This is a genomic window from Streptacidiphilus jeojiensis, assembly GCF_042510965.1.
Taxonomy (GTDB): domain Bacteria; phylum Actinomycetota; class Actinomycetes; order Streptomycetales; family Streptomycetaceae; genus Streptacidiphilus; species Streptacidiphilus jeojiensis.
In genome coordinates this window covers 1,158,935-1,179,317 of record NZ_JBEUKS010000001.1, presented here as the reverse complement: position 1 = coordinate 1,179,317, position 20,383 = coordinate 1,158,935, and the positions used below count along the sequence as shown (strand labels likewise).

Here is a 20,383-nt window from a genome sequence, read left to right as displayed (position 1 = left end):
GGCCGGGCTAGAGCGGCAGCTCGACCTCGGCCGCGCAGTCCACCACCACGTCGCCGTTCTGGTTGGTGAGCCGCAGCTTGACCTGGACCAGCGGCACGCCCCAGACCGACTCCCGCTCCTTGCCGACCACCTCGGCGTCGAAGTAGGTGGCGTCGCCCTCGAAGGCGGGCCCGCGGAAGCTGGACCTGGAGTGGCGCACCATGCCGTCGTGGCCGGCCCAGTAGGCGAGGTAGTCGGTGCACCAGGCGCCCATCGTGGCGCCGTAGCCGTAGGCGCGGGCCATGCCGACCTGGCCGGCCCTGGCCGCGTCGATGTGGCCGCGTGAGGGGCCGACGTACAGTCCGTCGCGCTTGCGCGGGTCGATCCTGGCGTCCTCCTCGTCGAAGGCGAAGCCCTCGGTCCAGCCCGGGTCCTGGTAGACCCAGGGATCCTCGACGCCGGGCGGGGAGACCCAGCGGAAGGTGCCCCAGATGTTGAAGACGAAGGCGCGGTACTCGGTGGTGAAGCTGGCGATGCTGTGCGGGCCGAGCACCCGCCGCGGCAGCCGGTCGCCGACCTTGACCTCGTCGAAGCGCGGCGAGACGCCGGTGCGGTTGGACATCAGCCAGTCGCGGCGCAGCTGCTCCAGCTCGACCAGTTCGGCCTCGGTCCACTGCTTCACGGCGCCGAGCTGGCTCTGGTACATCCCGCGCTTCTCGGCCTCGGCGGAGAGGTAGCGGATCGCGGTGGACCGCTCGCGCGCCACCAGGGTGCCGTGCTGGTTGGTGTGGGTGGTGTCGCCGCGCGCGAACATGGTGGGTCCGGCGAACTTGGTCTCGGTCACCTTGTAGTCGTGGAACCGCCGTTCCTGGAACAGCTGGTCGCCCACCCGCACCGGGCAGCCGTAGAACCACCACTCCTCGCCGCCGAAGATCAGGTGGCTGTCGGGGATGTGGCCGACGCAGGCGGGCGCGGCGCCGTGTCCGTAGTCCAGGCCCACCGCGATCGACTGCGGCGCGATCAGGCCGCCGAACCTGGAGTCTCGGGCGAACTCCTGGTCCCAGTGCAGCGGGTTGGGGTAGTCCATCGCCATCACCCAGCGGCGGATGTCGGTGGAGCTGCACGGGTCCCACAGCTGCCCGCCGCCGACCGGCTTGCCCACGCGGTGGTCGACGTCGGAGAGGTCGAGTTCGACAGACTTGCTCACAGGTGCTCCTGACTACCGGTTGACGTCGACGAGGATGCGGCCCCGCACCTTGCCGTCCATGAGTTGACCCGCTGCGGCCACGGCCTCGCCCAGGGCGACCTCCTGGGCGATCACCTCCAGGGCGATCGCGTCCAGATCGCGTGCCAGCCGGGCCCAGGCCGCCGTGCGCGGCCCGGCCGGCGCCATCACGCTGTCGATGCCCAGCAGCGACACCCCGCGCAGGATGAAGGGGGCCACCGACGCGGGGAAGTCCATGCCCTGGGCCAGGCCGCAGGCGGCGACCGCGCCGCCGTACCGGGTCTGGGCGCAGGCGTTCGCCAGGGTGTGGCTGCCAACGGCATCGACGACGCCGGCCCAGCGCTCCTTCTGCAGCGGCTTTCCGGCCCCGGCCAGCTCGGCGCGGTCCAGTACCGTCGCGGCGCCGAGCTGCTGGAGGTACTCGGCCTCGGCGGCCTTGCCGGTCGCCGCGGCCACCGTGAAGCCGGCCGCGGTCAGCAGGGTGATCGCGACGCTGCCGACGCCGCCGGTGGCTCCGGTCACCAGGATCTCGCCCTGGTCCGGGCGCACTCCGTGGTCCAGCAGGGAGTCCACGCACAGGGCCGCCGTGTAGCCGGCGGTGCCGATGGCCATCGCCTGACGGGCGGTGAAGTCGGCGGGCAGCGGCACCAGCCAGTCCCCGTTGACGCGGGCGCGCTGGGCCAGGCCGCCCCAGTGGCTCTCGCCGACGCCCCAGCCGTTGAGCACCACCCGGTCGCCCTGCCGCCAGGCCGGGTGGGTGCTGGCGGTGACCACCCCGGCGAGGTCGATGCCGGGCACCATCGGGAACCGGCGTACCACCGGGGAGGCGCCGGTGATGGCGAGGCCGTCCTTGTAATTGAGCGTCGAATAGGCGACGTCGATGCTGACGTCGCCGTCCGGAAGCTCGGCCTCGGCCAGGTTCGCGAGCGCAGCCGACTGCCCCGCCTCGCCTTTCTCGATCAGAATTGCCGAAAACATTCGGAGAGCCTGTCCCTTCTCGGCTTCGCGCATGGTAAGGGCAGTCTCGATCCTGGAGAGTCGGGGTATCCAGTTGATCTTCACAACCGAGCGCGGCCCGCATCTGCGGCAGTGGCGCCTCCCGCCGAGGGCATGATCACCGGCCGCCATTGGCACCGACGGGCCGTCAGATGTGGGAAGTAGCTCAATCTCGATATCAAGAATCACATTCTCTCTAGCGAGCATGATGCTTCCATAGGCGAGGACGGACCGTCAACCCACGTGTCACTACGGTGCTGGAGAACGATCGGTGCCGATCGGATAGCAAACCGTATTGAAAAGGGTTGATCTACTAGTAGGCTCCGCTGACACGGCGCGGACCCCAATCGGAGTAGTCCGCCATTGCTGACATGCCGGGGACTTCTGTGGCACTCCATGCAAGAGCGGCGACACGACAGGCCGAAGAGGATTCGACGGACGGGGCGGGGACCGGCGACGAAGCGCCGGCGGCCGCGGCGCCGCGGCGCGGGCCGGCCCGGCAGCTCTCGCTGCGGACCGTCCTGCTGATCCTGGCCCTGGTGCCCACCATCGCGGTCGTCGTCCTGTGGGCGATGAACTCGGTGCAGCTGTACGACAACTGGCACACCGCCAACGACCGCAACACGGTCGGCAAGGCCGGCGCCGCCCCGATCTACGCGGTCTTCTACAACCTGCAGGCGGAGCGGCAGCTGAGCGCCGCCGCGATCGCCGACCCGAACGCCTACCGGAAGCAGCTGGCGACCCAGCGGCAGGCCACCGACGCGGCCGTGGCCAGCGTGCAGGCCGTGTCCGCCACCAATCCCAGCAGCATGATCACCAACTTCCTGACGGCCAGTCCGGGGGTGAACCAACTGGCCGGATTCCGCAGCGCGATGGACAAGGGAACCGCCGGCCAGCAGCAGACCTTCGACAACTACACCGCGGTCATCGCCCACGACCTGGGGCTGTTCAACACCTACTTCGACGTGAACATCGCCGACCTGGCCACCATCGGCCGACCGGTGATGCCGGCCCAGTGGGCCCTGGAGATGATCTCCCGGGAGAGCGCGATCTTCACCGCCGGGACGGTGAGCGGCCACTTCTCCAGCAGCCAGCGCATCCAGATCGCCCAACTGGTCGGCGCCCAGCAGGACCTGTACAACAACCAGGTCATCCCGCTGCTGCCGGCCCAGTTCGCCACGCTGTACCAGGGCGTGCTGTCCGGGTCGGGCTGGAAGCAGAAGACCGCGGTGGAGAACGCGGTGCTGACCGCCCCGGTCGACGGCAGCGGACGCTCCGACGTGCCCGCCCAGATCGGCAAGCAGTGGCAGGCGGCCCTCGGCGGAGTAGCCCCCCGACTGAACGACCTCGGCAGCCAGTTCGGCGCCTACAACATCAGCATCTCCGCCAACCGGCTCGACGGCCTGCTGTCCACGCTGGTCACCAACAGCGCGGTCGGCGGCGGCGCCGTGCTCCTGGTGATGCTGATCTCCATCCGGCTCACCTGGGTGCTGCGCCGCCGGATCTTCGCGTTGCGCGACGCCGCCGGCGACATGCAGACCCGGCTGCCGGACCTGGTGGACCGGCTGGGCCGCGGCGAGACGGTGGACCTGGACGCCGAGCTGCCCGAGATCGACCACGGCAGCGACGAACTCGGCACCCTCGGCCAGGCCCTCAACCAGGCCAGGACCACCTCCCTGGAGACCGCGGTGCGCCAGGCCGAGCAGTACCGCGGCTTCGAACGACTGCTGCAACGCATCGCCCGGCGCACCCAGCTGCTGATCGGCATGCAGATGAAACGGCTCGGCGAGATGGAGCGGCGGCACGAGGACGCCGAGGTGCTGGAGGGCCTGTTCGACCTCGACCACCTGGCGGCCCGGCTGCGGCGCTACGAGGAGAACCTGGTGATCCTGGGCGGGGGGCAGCCGCAACGGCGCTGGCGCAAACCGGTGATGCTGCTCGACGTGCTGCGTTCGGCGCAGGGCGAGGTGCAGGACTACCGCCGGATCCGGATCGAGACCGAGGGCCAGTCGCTGCTGTCCGAGCGCGCGGTCGGACCGATGGTGCACGTGCTGGCCGAGCTGATGGAGAACGCCGTCACCTTCTCCAAGCCGCCCTCCCCGGTGGAGGTCTCCGCCGCCCGGGTGGGACGCGGTCTGGCCATCGAGATCGAGGACCGCGGCATGGGCATGGACCCCGAGCAGTACGCCGAGGCCAACCAGCTGATGGTGGCCCCGCCCCGGATGGACGTGATCTCCCGGGCCGACGACGCCCGGCTGGGCCTGTACGTGGTAGCCCGGCTCGCCGCCAACCTGGGCCTCAAGGTGGAGCTGCGGCCCTCCTCCTTCGGCGGCACCCGGGTGGTGGTGCTGATCCCGCCGGAGCTGATCGCCGAGGAGCGGCGCCCGGTCCAGGAGGCGCCGAACGGCTATCCGCCGCCCCCGGCCCAGCTCTCGGTGATCGAGGACCCCGGCTCCGGGCCCGCAGGCTCCGACTACCTGGACGACCCGTACGGCGGCCCCGGCTCCACCGGCCGCGGCGAACCCGTCGGTCCGCACGCCTACCCCGCCGAGCACGAGGAGGTGTTCGCCCGTCCGCTGATCGGCCCCTGGATCGAGCCGTCCGCCCCAGCGGCCGCGGCCGCGGCGCCCAAGCGGCTGGAGCCGCTGCCCAAACGGGTGCGTCAGGCCAGCCTGGCCGCCGGACTCCAGGAGCCGCCGCCCCGGTACGACGACGACGGACCCTACGCCGCGTCCGCCGCGCAGCCCCTGCCGCGGCGCGGCGAACCGCGCCGCTCCGGGGCCGCCGTCGGCGCCTTCCAGCGCCAGTCCCGGCTGGCCCGGCTGGCCACCGACCCCGACCACCACCCCACCCACCCCTCACCGGGTCACGACCGCACCCGGAAGGAAGACGGAAGATGACACAGCGCACCACAGCCACCAACGAGGACCTCGACTGGTTGCTCGACCGGCTGGTCGACCAGGTACCCGGCACCAGGAACGCCATCGTGCTGTCCGACGACGGACTGGTGGTCAGCCAGTCCGCCGGCGTCGCCCGCGCCGACGCCGAGCGGCTGGCCGCCATCGCCACCGGCCAGCAGAGCCTGGCCCGCGGGGTGGGCGAGGTGTTCGGCGGCGGACCGGTCCAGCAGGTCATCGTCGAACTCGCCGACCTCTGGCTGTTCATCAGCGCCGCCGGCCGGGGCACCCATCTGGCGGTGGTGGCCGGCCAGGAGGTCGACGCCGAAGTGATGGCCGTGGCCATGCACACCCTGGTGCTCCAGGTAGGACAGCGACTGGGCACCGAGGTACGGGTCACCGGGATGAACGCGGAGGGCGGTGTTCGTGGGTGAACCACTGGACCGAGGAGAACGACGACCAGGACCCGGAGCAGACCCTGGTCCGGCCGTACACCATCACCCATGGGCGGACGACCTCGGCACGCGACGACCTGACCCTGATCACGGTGATCGCCACCGTGCCCTGGCCGGCCGAGCAGCCGGTCACCCGGGGGCTGCAACCCGAGCACCGGCTGATCCTGCAGCAGTGCGGCAGGCCGGTGGCGCTGGCCGAGGTGGCAGCCGGACTCAACCTGCCGGTGGCGATCACCAAGATCCTCATCGCGGACCTGATCGAACTCGGCGGAGTGACCGCACGGCCGCCGTTGAAGATCGCCGTGGGCGCAGGTCCTGACATGACCCTTCTTCAGGCGGTGAGAGATGGCCTACTCAGACTCTGACAACCGGGTCTCCGCAGCGGAAGCACCCGCTGCGGTGAAGATCCTGATCGCCGGCGGCTTCGGCGTGGGCAAGACCACCATGGTGGGGGCGGTGAGCGAGGTGGCGCCGCTGCGCACCGAGGAGCACCTGACCGTCGCCGGCGTCGGTGTGGACGACATCGGCGGGGTGGAGCAGAAGACCACCACGACGGTGGCGCTGGACTTCGGCCGGATCACCGTCAGCCCGCAGCTGGTGGTGTACCTGTTCGGCACCCCGGGCCAGGAGCGGTTCTGGTTCATGTGGAACGACCTGGTGCACGGCGCGCTGGGCGCGGTGGTGCTCGCCGACACCCGGCGGCTGGAGAGCAGCTTCGGCTCCATCGACTTCTTCGAGAACCGCGGCATCCCCTTCGTGGTCGGCGTCAACTGCTTCGACGGCCGCCAGGACCGCACCCTGCCGGAGATCCGCGACGCGCTGGACCTGGACCCGAGGGTGCCGATCCTGATGGGCGACCTGCGCCGGCGCGACGTCAGCCGCGACCTGCTGCTGGCACTGGTGGAGCATCTGATGGCGGAGCAGCGGGCGGTCGCCACGTACTGATCCCCGTCGCCGCGCCTGATCCCTTGACGGGGCGTCAGAGCAGGCGGAGCATCTAGCGCATACCGAGCCGGGCAGATCCTGCCCGGCCTACCAATGTCCTTGTTAACGCTCACAGATGAGGGTGCATCAGGTCGAAGAGCCGACGATCCGAAGGATGCGGGGCGACATCATGAGTGCTGCGTACAACACCAACGAGAACGGGACCGAGACCGAGAACGGGGCCGGGGACGGGATCGGGTCGGGGCTGTCCCGGCGCAGGGCGTTACGGCTGACCGGGGCGGGCGGCGGGATGCTCGCCGCCTCCGCGCTGCTGGCGAGCTGCACCAGCAGCAGCAAGGGCTCGTCCGGCAGCGGGTCGGGCAGCGGCGGGGTCGGGGACTTCCCCTCGACGCCCAAGTGGAAGTTCGTCTTCGTCAACCACGTCACCACCAACTCCTTCTTCACCCCCACCCGTTACGGTCTGGCCGACGCGGCCTCGGTGCTGGGCCTGCCCACCCCGCAGTGGACCGGCTCGGAGACCGGCGACGTGTCACAGATGGTCAGCGCCATGGACACGGCCGTCACCAGCGGCGCCGACGGCATCGCGATCCCGCTGACCGACAACTCGGCGTTCATCACGCCCACGAAGAACGCGCTGGCCAAGGGCATCCCGGTGATCGCCTACAACGCCACCGCGCCCGGCAACTTCCCGCTCACCTACGTCGGCCAGGACCTCTACCAGTCCGGCTTCGAGATGGGGCAGCGGATCGCCCAGGACGTCACCTCCGGCGAGATCCTGGTCGGGATCTCCCAGCCGGGCGGCAACAACGTCCAGCCGCGGCTGGACGGGATCATCGCCGCACTCAAGGCCGGCGCGCCCTCGGTGAAGGTCACCTCGATCAACACCGGTGCCGCCCAGGCCGGCGAGCTCAACGCGATGACCGCCGCCTTCTCCGGGCACAGCGCCGCCAAGGGGTTGTACGCGGTGGACGCCGGCAGCACCGCGGCTGTGGCCCAGCTGATCACCCAGCGGGGGCTGAGCGGCAAGGTCCACGGGGGCGGCTTCGACACCCTGACCGACACCATCAACGGGGTGAAGTCCGGCGCCCTGGACTTCACCATCGACCAGTCCGCCTATCTGCAGGGCTTCCTGCCGGTGCTCTACCTCTACCTGTACCGCCTGTCCGGCACGCTGGTCGTGCCGCCCAGCACCGACACCGGGCTGACCTTCGTGACCAAGGCCAACGCGGGGCTCTATGTGAGCGCGAACAGCCGGTTCGAGGGCGGCCCCAACAAGAGCGTGATCACGATGCCCGGCTCCATCGCGCTGCCGCCGGCCACCACCGTCACCCTGTGACGGCACGGACGGAGGGACGCATGGACAGCAGGCTGGACGCGAGGAAGGTCGCGGCCGCCGTCGGCCGCGGCCTGGTCCGGCGCCGGGAGCTGAGCATCTTCGTGGTCTGCGTCGCCGCCGCGGTCTACTTCGCGATCACCGGCTCCGGATTCACCACCACCGAGAACTACCACACCATCGCCCAGTACGTGGCCCCGTGGATCATCATCGCGGCGGGCGAGGTGATGCTGCTGATCTGCGGTCAGATCGACCTGTCGGCCGGCTTCGTGTTCACCCTCGCCCCGTTCCTGCTGACCTCGTTCACCGGCGACGGGCTGCCGCTGCTGCTCGCGCTGGTCTGCGCGGTGGCCGTCAGCGGCCTGGTCGGGGTGGTCAACGGGCTGATCCACACGCTGTTCAACGTGGCCTCCTTCATCGTCACCCTCGGCATGGCCTTCTTCCTGGAGGGGATGTCGCTGATCGCCTCCAACGCCCAGCCGGAGGCGGCCCCCACCGGCGGCTGGGTGGCCCGGGCCTTCGGCCAGGCCCACTGGGCGGAGCTGATCTGGGCGCTGGTGATCGTCGCGGCGATGCAGATCCTGCTCTCCACCACCAGGTTCGGGGTGAACACCCAGGCGGTGGGCAGCAATCCGGTCGGCGCGGCGGAGGCGGGCATCAGGATCAACCGCATCAAGATCGTCAACTTCGCCCTCTGCAGCGCCCTGGCCGGGTTCGGCGGCATCCTGGACGGCATCAGGGTCGGCTCCTTCGACCCGACCAACGGCGGCAACGAGACCATGTTCCTGGCCGTGGCCTCGGCGGTGATCGGCGGCACCGCGCTGATGGGCGGCTCCGGGACGATCATCGGCGCACTGCTGGGGGCACTGCTGCTGGGCATCGTCTACGACGGGTTCAACCTCACCGGTGTGAACGCCAACGCCTTCGACGTGGTCCTCGGCATCGCGATCATCGCCGCCATGCTGCTGAACGTGTATCTCGGCATGCTGCGAAGGAAGGCCGACCGATGACGGCGCAGGAGGAGTCCGAGACGGCCCGGCAGACCCCCGAGCCCCCGGCGGTGATCCGGGCCGAGCACATCAGCAAGCGCTTCGGCGCGGTCGAGGCCCTCAAGGACGTCAACCTGCACGTCCGCCGGGGCGAGATCCTGGGACTGATCGGCGACAACGGCGCCGGCAAGTCGACGCTGATCAAGACCCTGACCGGGTTCCACCAACCGGACCGCGGACGGCTGCTGTTCGACGGGACGCCGACCGTGCTGCGCTCGGTGGTCCACGCCAGGTCGCTGGGGATCGACACGGTCTTCCAGGACCTGGCCATGATCAACGACCTGCCGGTCTACCTCAACCTCTTCCTCAACCGGGAGCTGACGCACGGTCCGCTGCCCTTCCTGCGCCGCTCCGAGATGCGCCGCCGGGCCCGCGAGGCGCTGGACTCCATCGGCATCAGCATCCCCTCGGTCGACACCGAGGTCGGCCGGCTCTCCGGCGGCCAGCGCCAGGCCATCGCCGTGGCCCGCTCGGTCTACGCGGACTCCACCCGGCTGCTGCTGCTGGACGAGCCGCTGGCCGCCATGGGCGCCAAGGAGGGCGGACAGATCCTGCGGCTGCTGCGCCGGCTGAAGGAGCGGCGCGACATCGCCATCATCCTGATCGCCCACAACTACGCCCAGATCGTCGACATCTGCGACCGGGTCAACCTGCTCCAGCACGGCGAGATCACCCTGGACCGGCCCACCGGGGAGACCTCGGTGAGCGAACTGCTGGAGCTGGTCCACGCCGAGTACAGCGTGGACTGAGCCCCGGCGCGGGTGGAGGCGACCCGGTCACTGCTCGCGCAGGCCCCAGGGGGAGCCGTACTCGACCAGCAGGTCCAGGAAGGGCTTGGGGGCGAAGGCCTCCGGGCCCAGGACGCCGGCGCCGGACCAGGCGCCGGAGGCCAGCAGCTCCAGGGCCACCACCGGGTTGATCGCGGTCTGCCAGACGACGGCCTGGGAGCCGTACTCCCGCATCGACCACTGGTTGTCGACCACGTGGTAGAGGTAGACCTCGCGCGGCCGGCCGTCCCTGGTGCCCTTGACCCAGGTGCCGGCGCAGGTCTTGCCGTGCATCCGGTCGCCCAGGCCGGCCGGGTCGGGCAGGGCGGCGGCGACCACGTCGCGGGGGGAGACCTTGACCGCGCCGTGGTCCGACCCCACCGTCAGCGGCTCGGTCCGGTCCAGGCCCAGGGCGTGCAGGGTCTTCAGCTTGGCGATGAAGTCGTCGCCCAGGCCGTACTTGAAGGTCACCCGCTTGGCGTCGATCCAGCGCGGGACCAGCAGCACCTCCTCGTGCTCCACGTTGACGCACTCCACCGGGCCGATGCCCTCGGGGAAGTCGAAGACCTCGGGTTCGCTGAACGGGGCGGTGGTGAACCAGCCCCGGTCGGCCTCGTAGACCACCGGCGGGTTGAGGCACTCCTCGATGGTGGTCCAGATGCTGAACGAGGGGGCGAAGTCATAGCCCTCGACAGTGATGTTCGCGCCGTCGCGGATGCCGATCTCCTCGATCTCGTCGAAGAGCTCGTCGGCGGCGTAGCGGGCGAAGACGTCGGACAGGCCGGGCTCGACCCCCATCCCGACCAGGGCGATCCGGCCGGACGACGCCCAGGCCTCGCCCTGCTCGAACTGGGCGTCGCCGAGCTTGACCCCGCACAGCTCGTGCGGGCGCTCCGGATGCGGGTGGGACAGCGACATCGCCATGTCCAGGTAGTGCGCACCACCGGCCAGCGCGGCCTGGAACAGCGGCATCACAAAGCGCGGGTCGGTGGCGTTCAGCAGTACGTCGCAGCGCTGCTCGGCGAGCAGGGCGGTGACGGCGGCCTGGTCCGAGGCGTCCACCCGGGCCGCGCTGAAGCGGCTGCCGCCCTCACCCAGCGCGGCCACGGCCGCCTCGGCGCGGGACAGGTCGTAGTCGGCGACGACCATGTGGTCGAGGAAGGGCCGCCGGGCCGCGATCCGGGTGATCGCGGTACCGACGCCGCCGGCGCCCACAAGCAGAACTCGCATGACGGTCATCTCTCCAGAAGTGCTGGCAACGGGGGACTGCACCTCGATGGAACCCCCGGACCCGGCTCAACGTCTATGGTGTTGGCATAAGAACCGGAACAATGCCTTCCAGGAGGGCCCGATGCCCAAGCAGGTCGTCCCCGACGCCGCCCGGCAGCGGCGTCGCCGCACCAAGCAGGGCACGGTGCTCAGCCACCGGCTGATCGTGGAGACCGCGCTGCGGATGCTGCGCGAGCACGGCTCGGCCGGGCTCAGCGCACGCCGGCTGGGCCTGGCGCTGGGCACCGACGCCAGCACCGTGTACCGCTACTTCCGGGGCATGGACGAACTGACCCTGGCCATCGCCGACGAGCTGATCAGCGCGGCGATGGCCGACTGGCGGGCGACCGGAGACTGGCTCGCCGACCTGCGCGACCTGGGGCTGCGGATCCACGCCGCCTACCTCACCCATCCGCAGGCCGCGGTGCTGACCGCGAACCGGGTCAGCGGCCGGGCCCACGAGGTGGCCTCGGACGAGGCCATCCTCGGGGCCCTGCGCACGGCCGGGTTCCCGGACCCGTCCGCCGCGCGGATCTACCACGCCTTCATCGACCAGACCCTCGCCTTCGCCGCCCTGGACGCCGCCTCGCTGGCGCTCCCCGCGGCGGCACGCGAGGCCGACGAAGGGGTCTGGCAGGCCACCTACGCCAAACTCCCGGCCGAGACCCACCCGCACATCGCCGCCACCGCCGACCTGCTGGTGGCCCGGATGAACCGCAGCGCCTACCCGGCCGCGCTGGACATGCTGCTGGCCAGCGCCCGGGCCGAACTGGCGGCCCTGCAAGGGGAGTGACGGACGGTCAGATGCTCGCCCCGGCGCCCTCCAGCAGCTCCTTGGCGCGGTTGAGGGTGGTCAGGCTGTTGGTCCCCAGCGCCGTGCGGACGGCCTCGCGTCCCTGCTCCAGGGTCTCCACCCCGGGCAGGGCCAGGATGTGCACCGGGTCCAGCCGGACCGTGTGCCGCGAGGTCGCCCGGGTGCCGCCGTCCCCGTCCGGGGCCAGGGTCCAGCGGCCGGAGTGCGCGGCGAACGCCGGGGGCAGCACGGTCTGCTTGTAGGCCAGGGTGTGCGGGGCCAGGCCGATCCGGACCGAGACGGTGGTGTGCGGGCTCCCGTCCGGGGAGACCGTGTCCATCTCCAGCAGCTGCTCGCCGGGCCGGTCCTCGGTCAGCCGGACCCGGGCCACGTGCGGCAGCCGCTGCGGCCACAGGTCGGCCCGGTACAGGAAGTCGTGGACCTCCTCCGGCGGCGCCTGGATCAGCACCGAGTCCTCGAAGGAGAACAGCAGCCGGTCCAGCGGGTCGGTGCCGGCGTCGGTGCCGGGGTCGGAGACCAGTCCTTCGGCGATGCCGCGGAGTGAGGCGAGCTCGCTGGTGCTGTTGCGGTCGGTGGTCTCCTCGATCCAGCGCAGCTGCTCCGGGTCGTCGTCGATGGCGGCGAAGCGGTGGCTGAGGATCACCCGGCTGCCGCCGTCCGACAGCGGGGTGATGTCCCAACTGCCGCTCATCGACGCCACCGGCGGGGCGCTGACGGTCTGTCGGAAGGTGATGTGCAGCCGCTGCTTCAACAGCCGCCGCTGCGAGGTCCAGGCCCGGACCTCGCCGCCGGCCAGCGCCCAGATCCGCAGCAGTTCGCGGTCCTCGCCCAGCGGCTCCCGCTCGACGTGCACGGTGGGCGGGAAGACGGCGGGCCAGCGGACCGCGTCCGCCAGCAGCCCGTGCACCACCTGGGGCGGTGCGGCGATGTCGACGGCGTGCTGGACGTTGCGCAGGACGTGCTCGGACACGTTCTCTCTCCTCTGGACCAGGGGACTTGGCGACTTCGGGACCTGGGCGCCGGGCGGCGGGCGTCGGGCGGCGGGGCCTCAGCGCAGGTGGGCGCCGCCGTCGGCGAGCAGGACGCTGCCCGTGGTGTACCGGGAGTCGATCAGGCCCAGCACCGCGGCCGCCACGTCGTCCACGGTGCCGATCCGCCGCAGCGGGGCCAGCGCCGCGACCTGCTCGCGCGGACCGGTCAGCGGCTCCGTCCAGGCGGTGTCGATCAGGCCCGGGGCGACGGCGTTGACCCGGATCTCCGGCCCCAGCGTCGAGGCGAGCAGCCGGGTCAGGTGCTCCAGCGCGGCCTTGCTGACCGCGTACGGGATCGAGCTGCCGGCCGGGCGCGATCCGGCGATGGAGGACACCGTGACCACCACGCCGTCCCCGGAGGCCCGCAGGTGCGGGACGGCGGCGACGGTGACCTGCCAGGTGCCGATCACATTGACGTCGAAAATCTCGCGCCACACCTTGGGGGTGGCCGCCGCCAGGTCGGCGTGCGGGATGAACCGGGTCGTCCCCGCGTTGTTGACCAGCACGTCCAGCCGGCCGTAGTGGTCGACGACCTGCTCGACCAGGTGCCCGGCGGCGTGCTCCTCGGCGATGTCGGCCTGGACGTAGAGGGCGTCGGGCAGGCTGCGGGCCAGCTCCAGCCCGGCCTCGGGCGAGCGGGCGGAGTTGACCGCCACCCGGTACCCGGCCCGGCTCAGGCGCCGGGCCACGGCTGCGCCGATGCCCGCCGAGGAGCCGGTCACCAGGGCCACACGCTGTTCAGTCATCACGCTCTCCCAGGGGCGGTCGGGGCGGTCGGGGTGGTAGCGGCGGTGGTCACAGTCGGCTGTGCCACGCTCCGGACCACCCTGGCCGGACCCGGTGGAGGACCACTGGAGGACCGGTCGGCACGGATATCAGGGAGCGGCCATTTCTTTCAGGAATGTTGCGCCAGGTAATCCGCCGTCAAAACCCGCCGGTACACGACTGGCCGGGTTCCGCCCCTGTCAATGGGTCCGGCAGAACCCATTCTGGACCTCAGGCTTTTCCGAGGCTACAGTCGGAGCGGTTGACGAAGAAATCAGGAGCCCTGACCCTCGGAAGGTGTTGGGCAGATGACGATGGAATTCGGGGTCCTCGGACCCCTGTCCCTTGAATCCGGCGGGTACAGCTTCCTGCCGAGCGCTCCCAAACCGAAGCAGCTGCTCGCGCTGCTGGTGCTGAACGCCAACCGGGTGATGTCGGCCGCCGCCTGTATCGAGGAGCTCTGGAACAGCGAACCACCGGTCACCGCCACCTCCACGCTGCAGACCTACGTGCTGCACATCCGCAAGGCGCTCAGCCTGGTCCCCGGCGTGGGCTCGCTGGCGGCCGCCCGGGCCGTGCTGACCACCCACGACTACGGCTACGCGCTGGAGGTGTGCCCCGACGCGGTGGACGCCATCCGCTTCGGGATGCTGGTCCGCGAGGCGGAGCGGGCCGAGGAGCGCGGACACGACCAGCGCGCCTCGGAGCTGCTGGCCCAGGCCCTGGAGGTGTGGCGCGGTGACGTGCTGGTCGACGTCCAGCTCGGCCCGCTGCTGGAGATGCACGCCAGAGGACTGGAGGAGGCCAGGCTGGGCGCCTGGGAGCGCCGGATGGAGTCCGAGCTGCGGCTCGGCCGGCACCACCTGCTGCTGGGCGAGCTCGCCAGCACCGCCGCCCGGCACCCGGTCAACGAGAACGTCCACGCCCAGCTGATGGTGGCGCTCTACCGCTCCGGCCGTACCGCCGACGCGCTGGGCGCCTTCCAGCGGCTGCGGCTGGTGCTGCGCCGGGAGCTGGGCCTGGACCCCTCGGCCCGGCTGCAGCGGCTCTACCACGCGGTGCTGCGGGCCGATCCGCTGCTCGACGTGCGGCCGGGCGCCCCCGGCGGCCACCGCGCCCTGTCGCTCGACCTGGCCGCGCAGGGAGCCGTCGGATGATCCTGGTGACCGGCGCGGCCGGTAACGCCGCAGGCCAGGTCGCAGCCGGGCTGCTGGCGGCGGGGCAGCGGGTACGGCTGCTGGTCCGCGGCGGGCCGCGCGACGGGCGGCCGTGGCCGCCGCAGGGCGCCGAGGTGGTGCACGGCGACCTGCGCGACCCGGCGGCGGTGGACCGGGCGCTGGACGGGGTGGACCGGGCACTGCTGCTGATCGCCGAGGACGGCGGCGCGGGCTTCGCCGCGGCGCCGCGCGCCGCCGGCCTGGAGCGGGTGGTGCTGCTGTCCTCCAAGGCGGTGTCCGACCAGGAGTTCGTCGGCTTCGACAATCCGCTGTACGGCAAGCACCTGCGCGGCGAGGAGGCGGTCCTGGGGCTCGGCGTCCCGTGGACCTTCCTGCGCCCCGGCGGCCTGGCCTCCAACGCGCTGCGCTGGGCCGTCTCGGTCCGCCGGGAGGGGGTGGTCAGGGCGCTGTTCCCGCAGCTCGCCGCCCCGCTGCTGCACCCCGCCGACCTGGCCGAGGTGGCCGTCGCCGCCCTGCTGGACCCCGGCCACCAGGGACGCACCCTCACCCTGACCGGGCCGGAGACCATCACCGTGCGCGAGCAGGTGGCGGTGCTGCGGGAGGTGAGCGGCCGGCCGATCCGGTTCGAGGAGGTGGCCGAGCAGGACGCGGCCGCGGTGCTCGGCCCGAGCCTGCCGCCGGGGTTCATCGAGGTCTACGTCCCGGTGCAGAAGCAGTACCTGACCACCACTCCGGTGGTGCTGCCCACCGTCACCGAGATCACCGGAAAGCCGGGAAGGAATTTCCGGCAGTGGGCCGTCGACCATGCGGATGCATTCCGCTGAAAGGCAGCCGGGAGCTCCCCGCCGGAATTCACCTGAATTCCGGCGGGGAGCTCCCGTTCCATTTGTCCGGCTACCCGGCGATCTCCCACTGCGATTCCGTCCAGCTCTGCAGTGATTGCGCCGGGACGACGCGTTCCGGGTGCAGCTGGTCGAAGTTGTCGGCGAAGTTCTGCCGTATCACCGCGAAATTGGTGGTCTCCCGGAACGCGGGCAGCCGGTAGAGGTCGCGGGCGTAGGCCCACAGCGCCGGGAAGCCCTCGGGCCGGTCCAGCGAGGTGGCCAGCAGCCCGGGGTAGGCGGTGTCGAGCCGGACCAGCGACAGCCACAGCCGCACGTCCGGCTCGGTCACCTCGGCGCCGAACAGGTAGCGGCTCCCGGTCAACCGGCGCTCCAGCTCGTCGAAGCGGTCGAACAGGATGCTGAAGAAGCGGGCGTGCTCCACCGGGTCGGCCTGGTGGCCCACCCGGTGCAGGCCGTTGTTGATGTCGTGGTGCAGCCAGGCGTTGAAGGCGTCGATCCGCGGGCGCAGCGGCTCCGGGTAGAGGTCGGCGCCGGTGCTGCTCCAGGCGTCGAACTGGGTGCTGAGGTCCAGGCTGATCCCGCCGGACTCATTGCTGACCAGGCGTCCGGTCACCCGGTCCCACAGCGCGGGCACCGACGCCCGGCCGGGCCAGTGCGGCACAGTCGCCTCGTAGGCCTCGCGCAGCCGGGAGAAGCCGTTGACCGGGTCGGGGCCCGAGGCACCGCCGAAGATCCAGCCCCGCTCGTCGGTGGAGTCGTCCACGTAGGACAGCGAGACCACCTCCTCCAGCCCCTTGAGCCTGCGCACCACCGCGGCCCGGCTGGACCAGGAGCAGCCCCAGGAGACGTAGACGTGGTAGCGGCCGGGCTCGGCCGGGTAGCCGCTGGAGCCGTCGGCGGTGATCCGGCCGCGCAGCTTCTCCACCTCCCGGGCCGGGGCGGCGCCGGCGCAGGACTCCGGCTGGGCCTCGCAGGCCCCGGCGTCGACCAGCTGATGCTCTGTCATGGATGCTCCCGATAGGTGGTGGTGGTCAGTGGGTACGGCGGTGGGTGACCGAGCGGGCGATCCGGTTCACCGACAGGGTGACCAGGGCGAGCGTGAGTCCGGGCAGCGTGGTGAACCACCAGTAGTCGCCGAGGTAGTCCCGCCCCTCGGAGACCATCGACCCCCACTCCGGGGTCGGCGGCTGGGCGCCGAAGCCGAGGAAGCCCAGCGCGGCCACCGCGAGCACGGCGGTGCCCAACTCCAGTGCGGCCAGGGACAGTACCGGCCCCCGGACGTTCGGCAGTACATGGGTGAGCAGCACCACGGGCCGGCGCACCCCGGAGGCGGTGGCCGCCTCCACATAGGGCTCGCCGAGCACCCGCAGCACCTGGGCCCGGGTGATCCGGGCGAAGCCCGGCAGGCTCGCCAGGCCGACCGCGACGGCCACGTGCACGGTGCCGAAGCCCAGGGCGGTCACCACCGCCAGCGACACCAGGATCCCGGGGATCGCCAGCAGCACGTCCACGGCGCGCATCAGCAGTGCGTCGACCCAGCCGCCCAGGGCCCCGGCGAGCAGGCCGACCGTGGTGCCGCTCACCAGGCCGAGGGCGACCGCGACCACCGGTGCGCGCAGCGACAGCGAGGCGCCGTGCACCACCCGCGAGTACAGGTCGCGCCCGAGGTAGTCGGTGCCGAACCAGGCGCCGGGGCCCGGGGGTTCGAAGATGTGCGCCGGATCGGCCCGCAGCGGGTCGCGCGGGGCGAACAGTCCCGGGGCGAGCGCCCAGGCGAGCACGGTGAGCAGCACCAGCACGGCCAGCACCAGTCCGGGCTGCCGCAGCCAGGACCGCAGTCGCCGCCGGGCCCCGGCCCGCAGCCGGGCGGCCCGGTCCGGGGACTGCTCCTGCTCGGCGGGCGCCGGCTCCGGGGTGCGCACGCTCAGGTCGATCGTGCTCTCAGCCATCGGCGGCTGCTCCTTTCCGGCGTCCGCCGGGCCCGCTGCGCGAGCCGCGGGTCCAGCAGCGGGTTGACCAGGTCGACGGCGAGGTTGACGGCGGCGAACACCACGGCGCCGACCACCACCGCCCCCTGCACCACCGGGATGTCCTTGGCGGCCACCGCCGCCGCGGTGATCCGTCCGAAGCCGTCGCGGGAGAAGACGGTCTCCACCACCACCGAGCCGGCCAGCAGGTTGCCGGCCACCAGTCCGCCCAGCGACAGCAGCGGCAGTGCCGCGTTGCGGGCGGCGTGCCGCAGCTGGACCCTGGCCCGTCCGGCGCCCTTGGCCCGCGCGGTGGTGACGTACGGCTCGTCCAGGGCGTCGGCCAGGCTCTGGGCGAAGACCTGGGCCAGCACCGAGGCGGTGGGCAGGGCCAGGGTCACCGCGGGCAGGATCAGCCCCAGCCCGGTGGGGTCGCCGAAGGCCGGCAGCAGCCGCCAGTGGAACGACAACAGTTGCAGCAGCACCAGCCCGACCGCGAACTGCGGCAGCGAGACCCCGACCGAGGGCGCCGTCAGCAGCAGCCGGGACAGCCGTGCCGAGCGGGTGGCGGTGGCAACCAGGGCCGTGCCCAGGCCCAGGACCGCGGCCAGCAGCAGCGCGGCTCCGGCCAGGGCCAGGGTCTGCGGAACGGCGGTGGCGAAGGTGTGCGCCACCGTGTCGCCGGTCTGCAGCGAGGTGCCGAAGTCGCCGTGCAGTGCCGCCCAGAGCCGGTCGGCGTACTGGGTGGGCACCGGCTTGTCGAAGCCGTACGCCGACCGCAGCGCCGCCACCTGGGCGGGGGAGGCGTCGCCCGACCCGCCGGCCCCGCCCAGCATGATGGTGACCGGGTCGCCGGGCAGCAGGTACAGCATCAGGAAGGACAGCGTGAAGGCGGCCCACACGGTCACCACCGCGTGCAGCAGCCGTACGGCCAGGTAGCGTGCCATCGGGCCCCCTTCGTCGGATGCGGATGCGGATGCGGATGCGGATGCGAATAGGTATGACGGGCCGTCAGTGCGAGCCGCTGATCCAGGTGTCGAAGAGCTCGGGCTGGGCCGAGCCGTCCAGGGCGGCGCCGTGCACGGTGGAGCCGAAGGCGGCGAACTGGACCTGCTCGTAGACCGGGATCGCATAGGCCTGGTCCACCAGCTGCTTCTGCGCCTCGGTCACCAGGGTCTGCCGCTGGGTCCGGTCCACCGTGGCGGCCTGCTTGCCGAGCAGCTGCTCCAGCGGGTTGCCGGCGGCCAGGTGGGCGCGGTTCTTGGCGGCGACCGAGTAGGAGGTGCGCAGGATGTCGGGGTCGGACCGGGTCAGTCCGAACCAGAGCAGGTCGTACTGGCCCGCGTTCTGCGCCGGGGCCAGCTGGTTCAGCGGCAGGCCGTCCAACTGGGCGTCGATGCCGACCGCCTTGAGCTGCTGCTGCACCAGCTGCAGCACGTTCCGGCTGGGGATGTCCACGCCCGGGTAGACCAGCTTCACCGTCAGCCGTACCCCGCCCTTGGTGCGGATGCCGTCGCTGCCGGGCTTCCAGCCGTCGGCGTCCAGCAGGCTGCGCGCGGTGCCCGGCGCGTACGCCAGATCGGCCGAGAGGTCGCTGTAGTAGGGGGTGGTGGAGCTGAGGATGCTGGTGGCCGGCTTGTAGTGGGAGGACAGCAGGCTGCTGACGATCTGCTGCCGGTTGATGCCGTCACTGATGGCCTTGCGGACGTTGACGTCGGACAGCAGCGGACGGGTGGTGTTGGGGGTGAGGTTGTAGTCGACGCCGGGCGTCGAGCGCACCAGCTCCGTCACCGAGCCGCCGGCCAGCAGCTTCTCGTCCTGCGGCTGGACCCCGATGATCCCGTCCACCTGCCCGGAGACCAGGCTCCCGGCCCGGACGCTGCCCTCGGGCACCACCTTGTAGTCGATCTCCGACAGGTAGGCGGCACCGGTGTGCTTCCACAGCGACGAACCCCAGGCGTACCCGGTGCGGCGGTCCAGCCTGATCTCCTGGCCGCCGGAGCTCTTGAGCACGAACGGGCCGGAGCCGGCCAGTCCGTGGCCCTGGCAGCGGTCCTCCGGGCTGCCGGTCAGCGAGGCGGGGGAGAGCAGGCCGAGTGCCGCGGTCGAGGTCGCCTGCAGGAACTGGGCGTTGGGCTGGGCGAAGGTCACCACGGCGGTGGAGCTGTCGACCACCCGGGTGGACTGATATCCCGTCAGATAGCTGGAGCCGACCGCGTCCACGGCCCCCAGCTTGACGATGCTGTCGAAGTTGGCCTTCACCGCGGCCGCGTCCACCGGTGCCCCGTCGCTGAAGGTCGCGCCGGAGCGCAGCGTGAAGGTGAACTGGGTCGCATCGGCGTTGACCTTGAACGAGGACGCCAGCCAGGGGTGGACCGCACCGGTGGCGGGGTCCTGGTCGGTGAGCGAGTCCACCAGCTGCCGGCTCACCGCGGTGTTGCCGTTGGAGTTGTTGTTCTGCGGGTCCAGGCACAGCGGCGCACTGGCGATGTCGATGCTGAGCGTCCCCCCGGAGACCGGATGTCCGGAGCCCGCACCGGCGTTGGCGCCGGTCGCCGATCCGGAGGCCGAGGAGCAGGCCGTCAGGCCGACGGCGAGGGCGAGTGCCAGTCCGGGAACGGCGGCTGCGGACATCCTCCTCCGCCGCCTGGCGGGCTGTCTGTCCGCGGGGCGGAGGGCCTCGGGCTGTACTGGCTGGGACATGCTGGACACAGGGGACTCCAGAGGTGACGGGTGCTCGGCTCGGGAAGGCTGCGCCGTGCGGGACGGCGGGTGCGACGGCATGCGGGCATGCCGGGGCACTCCGCGACCGCGGTTGACGGCGGGTCAGTGAGGGCACTGCGAAAGGGTGGTGGCGAACCGGCCGGG

Annotated in this window: 19 protein-coding genes; 10 read left to right on the top strand and 9 right to left on the bottom strand. The window is 71.7% G+C overall.

Annotation, left to right across the window (positions count from 1 at the left end):
- Positions 1–7 precede the first annotated feature (7 nt).
- Together ABUW04_RS05380 and acuI are read right to left on the bottom strand one after the other, a co-directional pair.
- The gene (locus tag ABUW04_RS05380; protein ID WP_380563191.1) at positions 8–1,186 is read right to left on the bottom strand and encodes a MaoC family dehydratase; all 1,179 of its coding nucleotides are present in this window, start codon (positions 1,184–1,186) and stop codon (positions 8–10) included.
- A 12-nt stretch (positions 1,187–1,198) separates the two neighbouring features.
- Positions 1,199–2,182, bottom strand: a complete 984-nt coding sequence (gene acuI, locus ABUW04_RS05375) for an acrylyl-CoA reductase (NADPH) (protein WP_380563189.1) — start codon at positions 2,180–2,182, stop codon at positions 1,199–1,201.
- A 404-nt stretch (positions 2,183–2,586) separates the two neighbouring features.
- On the opposite strand from acuI, the gene ABUW04_RS05370 reads away from it, so the two are divergent.
- The 7 genes from ABUW04_RS05370 to ABUW04_RS05340 all read left to right on the top strand — a co-directional run bounded on the left by ABUW04_RS05370 (position 2,587) and on the right by ABUW04_RS05340 (position 9,628).
- Positions 2,587–5,100, top strand: a complete 2,514-nt coding sequence (locus tag ABUW04_RS05370; RefSeq protein WP_380563187.1) for a sensor histidine kinase — start codon at positions 2,587–2,589, stop codon at positions 5,098–5,100.
- Positions 5,097–5,531, top strand: a complete 435-nt coding sequence (locus ABUW04_RS05365) for a roadblock/LC7 domain-containing protein (protein WP_030253253.1) — start codon at positions 5,097–5,099, stop codon at positions 5,529–5,531. Before ABUW04_RS05370 ends, ABUW04_RS05365 begins: the two co-directional genes overlap by 4 nt.
- Complete coding sequence (locus tag ABUW04_RS05360) at positions 5,528–5,917, top strand: DUF742 domain-containing protein (protein ID WP_030253251.1); 390 nt, start codon at positions 5,528–5,530, stop codon at positions 5,915–5,917. The genes ABUW04_RS05365 and ABUW04_RS05360 overlap by 4 nt, the downstream gene beginning before the upstream one ends.
- Positions 5,898–6,497, top strand: a complete 600-nt coding sequence (locus ABUW04_RS05355) for a GTP-binding protein (RefSeq protein ID WP_030253249.1) — start codon at positions 5,898–5,900, stop codon at positions 6,495–6,497. The genes ABUW04_RS05360 and ABUW04_RS05355 overlap by 20 nt, the downstream gene beginning before the upstream one ends.
- Positions 6,498–6,666: 169 nt before the next feature.
- Complete coding sequence (locus ABUW04_RS05350) at positions 6,667–7,833, top strand: substrate-binding domain-containing protein (protein WP_380563185.1); 1,167 nt, start codon at positions 6,667–6,669, stop codon at positions 7,831–7,833.
- Positions 7,834–7,853: 20 nt separating this feature from the next.
- On the top strand, positions 7,854–8,840 hold the full coding sequence (locus ABUW04_RS05345) for an ABC transporter permease (protein WP_051725207.1): 987 nt from the start codon (positions 7,854–7,856) through the stop codon (positions 8,838–8,840).
- Positions 8,837–9,628, top strand: a complete 792-nt coding sequence (locus ABUW04_RS05340; RefSeq protein WP_051725206.1) for an ATP-binding cassette domain-containing protein — start codon at positions 8,837–8,839, stop codon at positions 9,626–9,628. The genes ABUW04_RS05345 and ABUW04_RS05340 overlap by 4 nt, the downstream gene beginning before the upstream one ends.
- A gap of 27 nt (positions 9,629–9,655) precedes the next feature.
- On the opposite strand, the gene ABUW04_RS05335 is transcribed toward ABUW04_RS05340, so the two are convergent.
- Positions 9,656–10,876, bottom strand: a complete 1,221-nt coding sequence (locus tag ABUW04_RS05335) for a saccharopine dehydrogenase family protein (RefSeq protein ID WP_380563183.1) — start codon at positions 10,874–10,876, stop codon at positions 9,656–9,658.
- 121 nt (positions 10,877–10,997) lie between these two features.
- On the opposite strand from ABUW04_RS05335, the gene ABUW04_RS05330 reads away from it, so the two are divergent.
- Positions 10,998–11,708: a TetR/AcrR family transcriptional regulator gene (locus ABUW04_RS05330; protein ID WP_030253239.1), complete on the top strand. Its 711-nt coding sequence runs from the start codon at positions 10,998–11,000 to the stop codon at positions 11,706–11,708.
- A 7-nt stretch (positions 11,709–11,715) separates the two neighbouring features.
- Here the strand turns inward: ABUW04_RS05330 and ABUW04_RS05325 are convergent, their stop codons facing one another.
- Together ABUW04_RS05325 and ABUW04_RS05320 are read right to left on the bottom strand one after the other, a co-directional pair.
- Positions 11,716–12,699, bottom strand: coding sequence for an aromatase/cyclase (locus tag ABUW04_RS05325; RefSeq protein WP_380563181.1), 984 nt, complete (start codon positions 12,697–12,699; stop codon positions 11,716–11,718).
- 78 nt (positions 12,700–12,777) lie between these two features.
- Positions 12,778–13,506 (bottom strand): SDR family NAD(P)-dependent oxidoreductase, encoded by a 729-nt coding sequence (locus tag ABUW04_RS05320; RefSeq protein WP_380563179.1) that lies wholly within the window; start codon positions 13,504–13,506, stop codon positions 12,778–12,780.
- A gap of 327 nt (positions 13,507–13,833) precedes the next feature.
- Between ABUW04_RS05320 and ABUW04_RS05315 the strand changes: the two genes are divergently transcribed.
- Both ABUW04_RS05315 and ABUW04_RS05310 read left to right on the top strand, forming a co-directional pair.
- The gene (locus tag ABUW04_RS05315; protein ID WP_232242114.1) at positions 13,834–14,682 is read left to right on the top strand and encodes an AfsR/SARP family transcriptional regulator; all 849 of its coding nucleotides are present in this window, start codon (positions 13,834–13,836) and stop codon (positions 14,680–14,682) included.
- Entirely contained in the window at positions 14,679–15,527 is an 849-nt protein-coding gene (locus ABUW04_RS05310; protein WP_380563177.1) for an SDR family oxidoreductase, read from the top strand. Before ABUW04_RS05315 ends, ABUW04_RS05310 begins: the two co-directional genes overlap by 4 nt.
- Before the next feature lie 70 nt (positions 15,528–15,597).
- Here ABUW04_RS05310 and ABUW04_RS05305 read toward each other — a convergent pair whose 3' ends face one another.
- The 4 genes from ABUW04_RS05305 to ABUW04_RS05290 all read right to left on the bottom strand — a co-directional run bounded on the left by ABUW04_RS05305 (position 15,598) and on the right by ABUW04_RS05290 (position 20,149).
- Entirely contained in the window at positions 15,598–16,554 is a 957-nt protein-coding gene (locus ABUW04_RS05305; RefSeq protein WP_380563175.1) for a glutathione S-transferase C-terminal domain-containing protein, read from the bottom strand.
- Between the two features lie 25 nt (positions 16,555–16,579).
- Positions 16,580–17,497: an ABC transporter permease gene (locus ABUW04_RS05300; RefSeq protein ID WP_030253228.1), complete on the bottom strand. Its 918-nt coding sequence runs from the start codon at positions 17,495–17,497 to the stop codon at positions 16,580–16,582.
- Positions 17,473–18,462, bottom strand: coding sequence for an ABC transporter permease (locus ABUW04_RS05295; RefSeq protein WP_380563173.1), 990 nt, complete (start codon positions 18,460–18,462; stop codon positions 17,473–17,475). The genes ABUW04_RS05300 and ABUW04_RS05295 overlap by 25 nt, the downstream gene beginning before the upstream one ends.
- Before the next feature lie 64 nt (positions 18,463–18,526).
- Entirely contained in the window at positions 18,527–20,149 is a 1,623-nt protein-coding gene (locus tag ABUW04_RS05290) for an ABC transporter substrate-binding protein (RefSeq protein WP_380563171.1), read from the bottom strand.
- Positions 20,150–20,383: the final 234 nt, after the last annotated feature.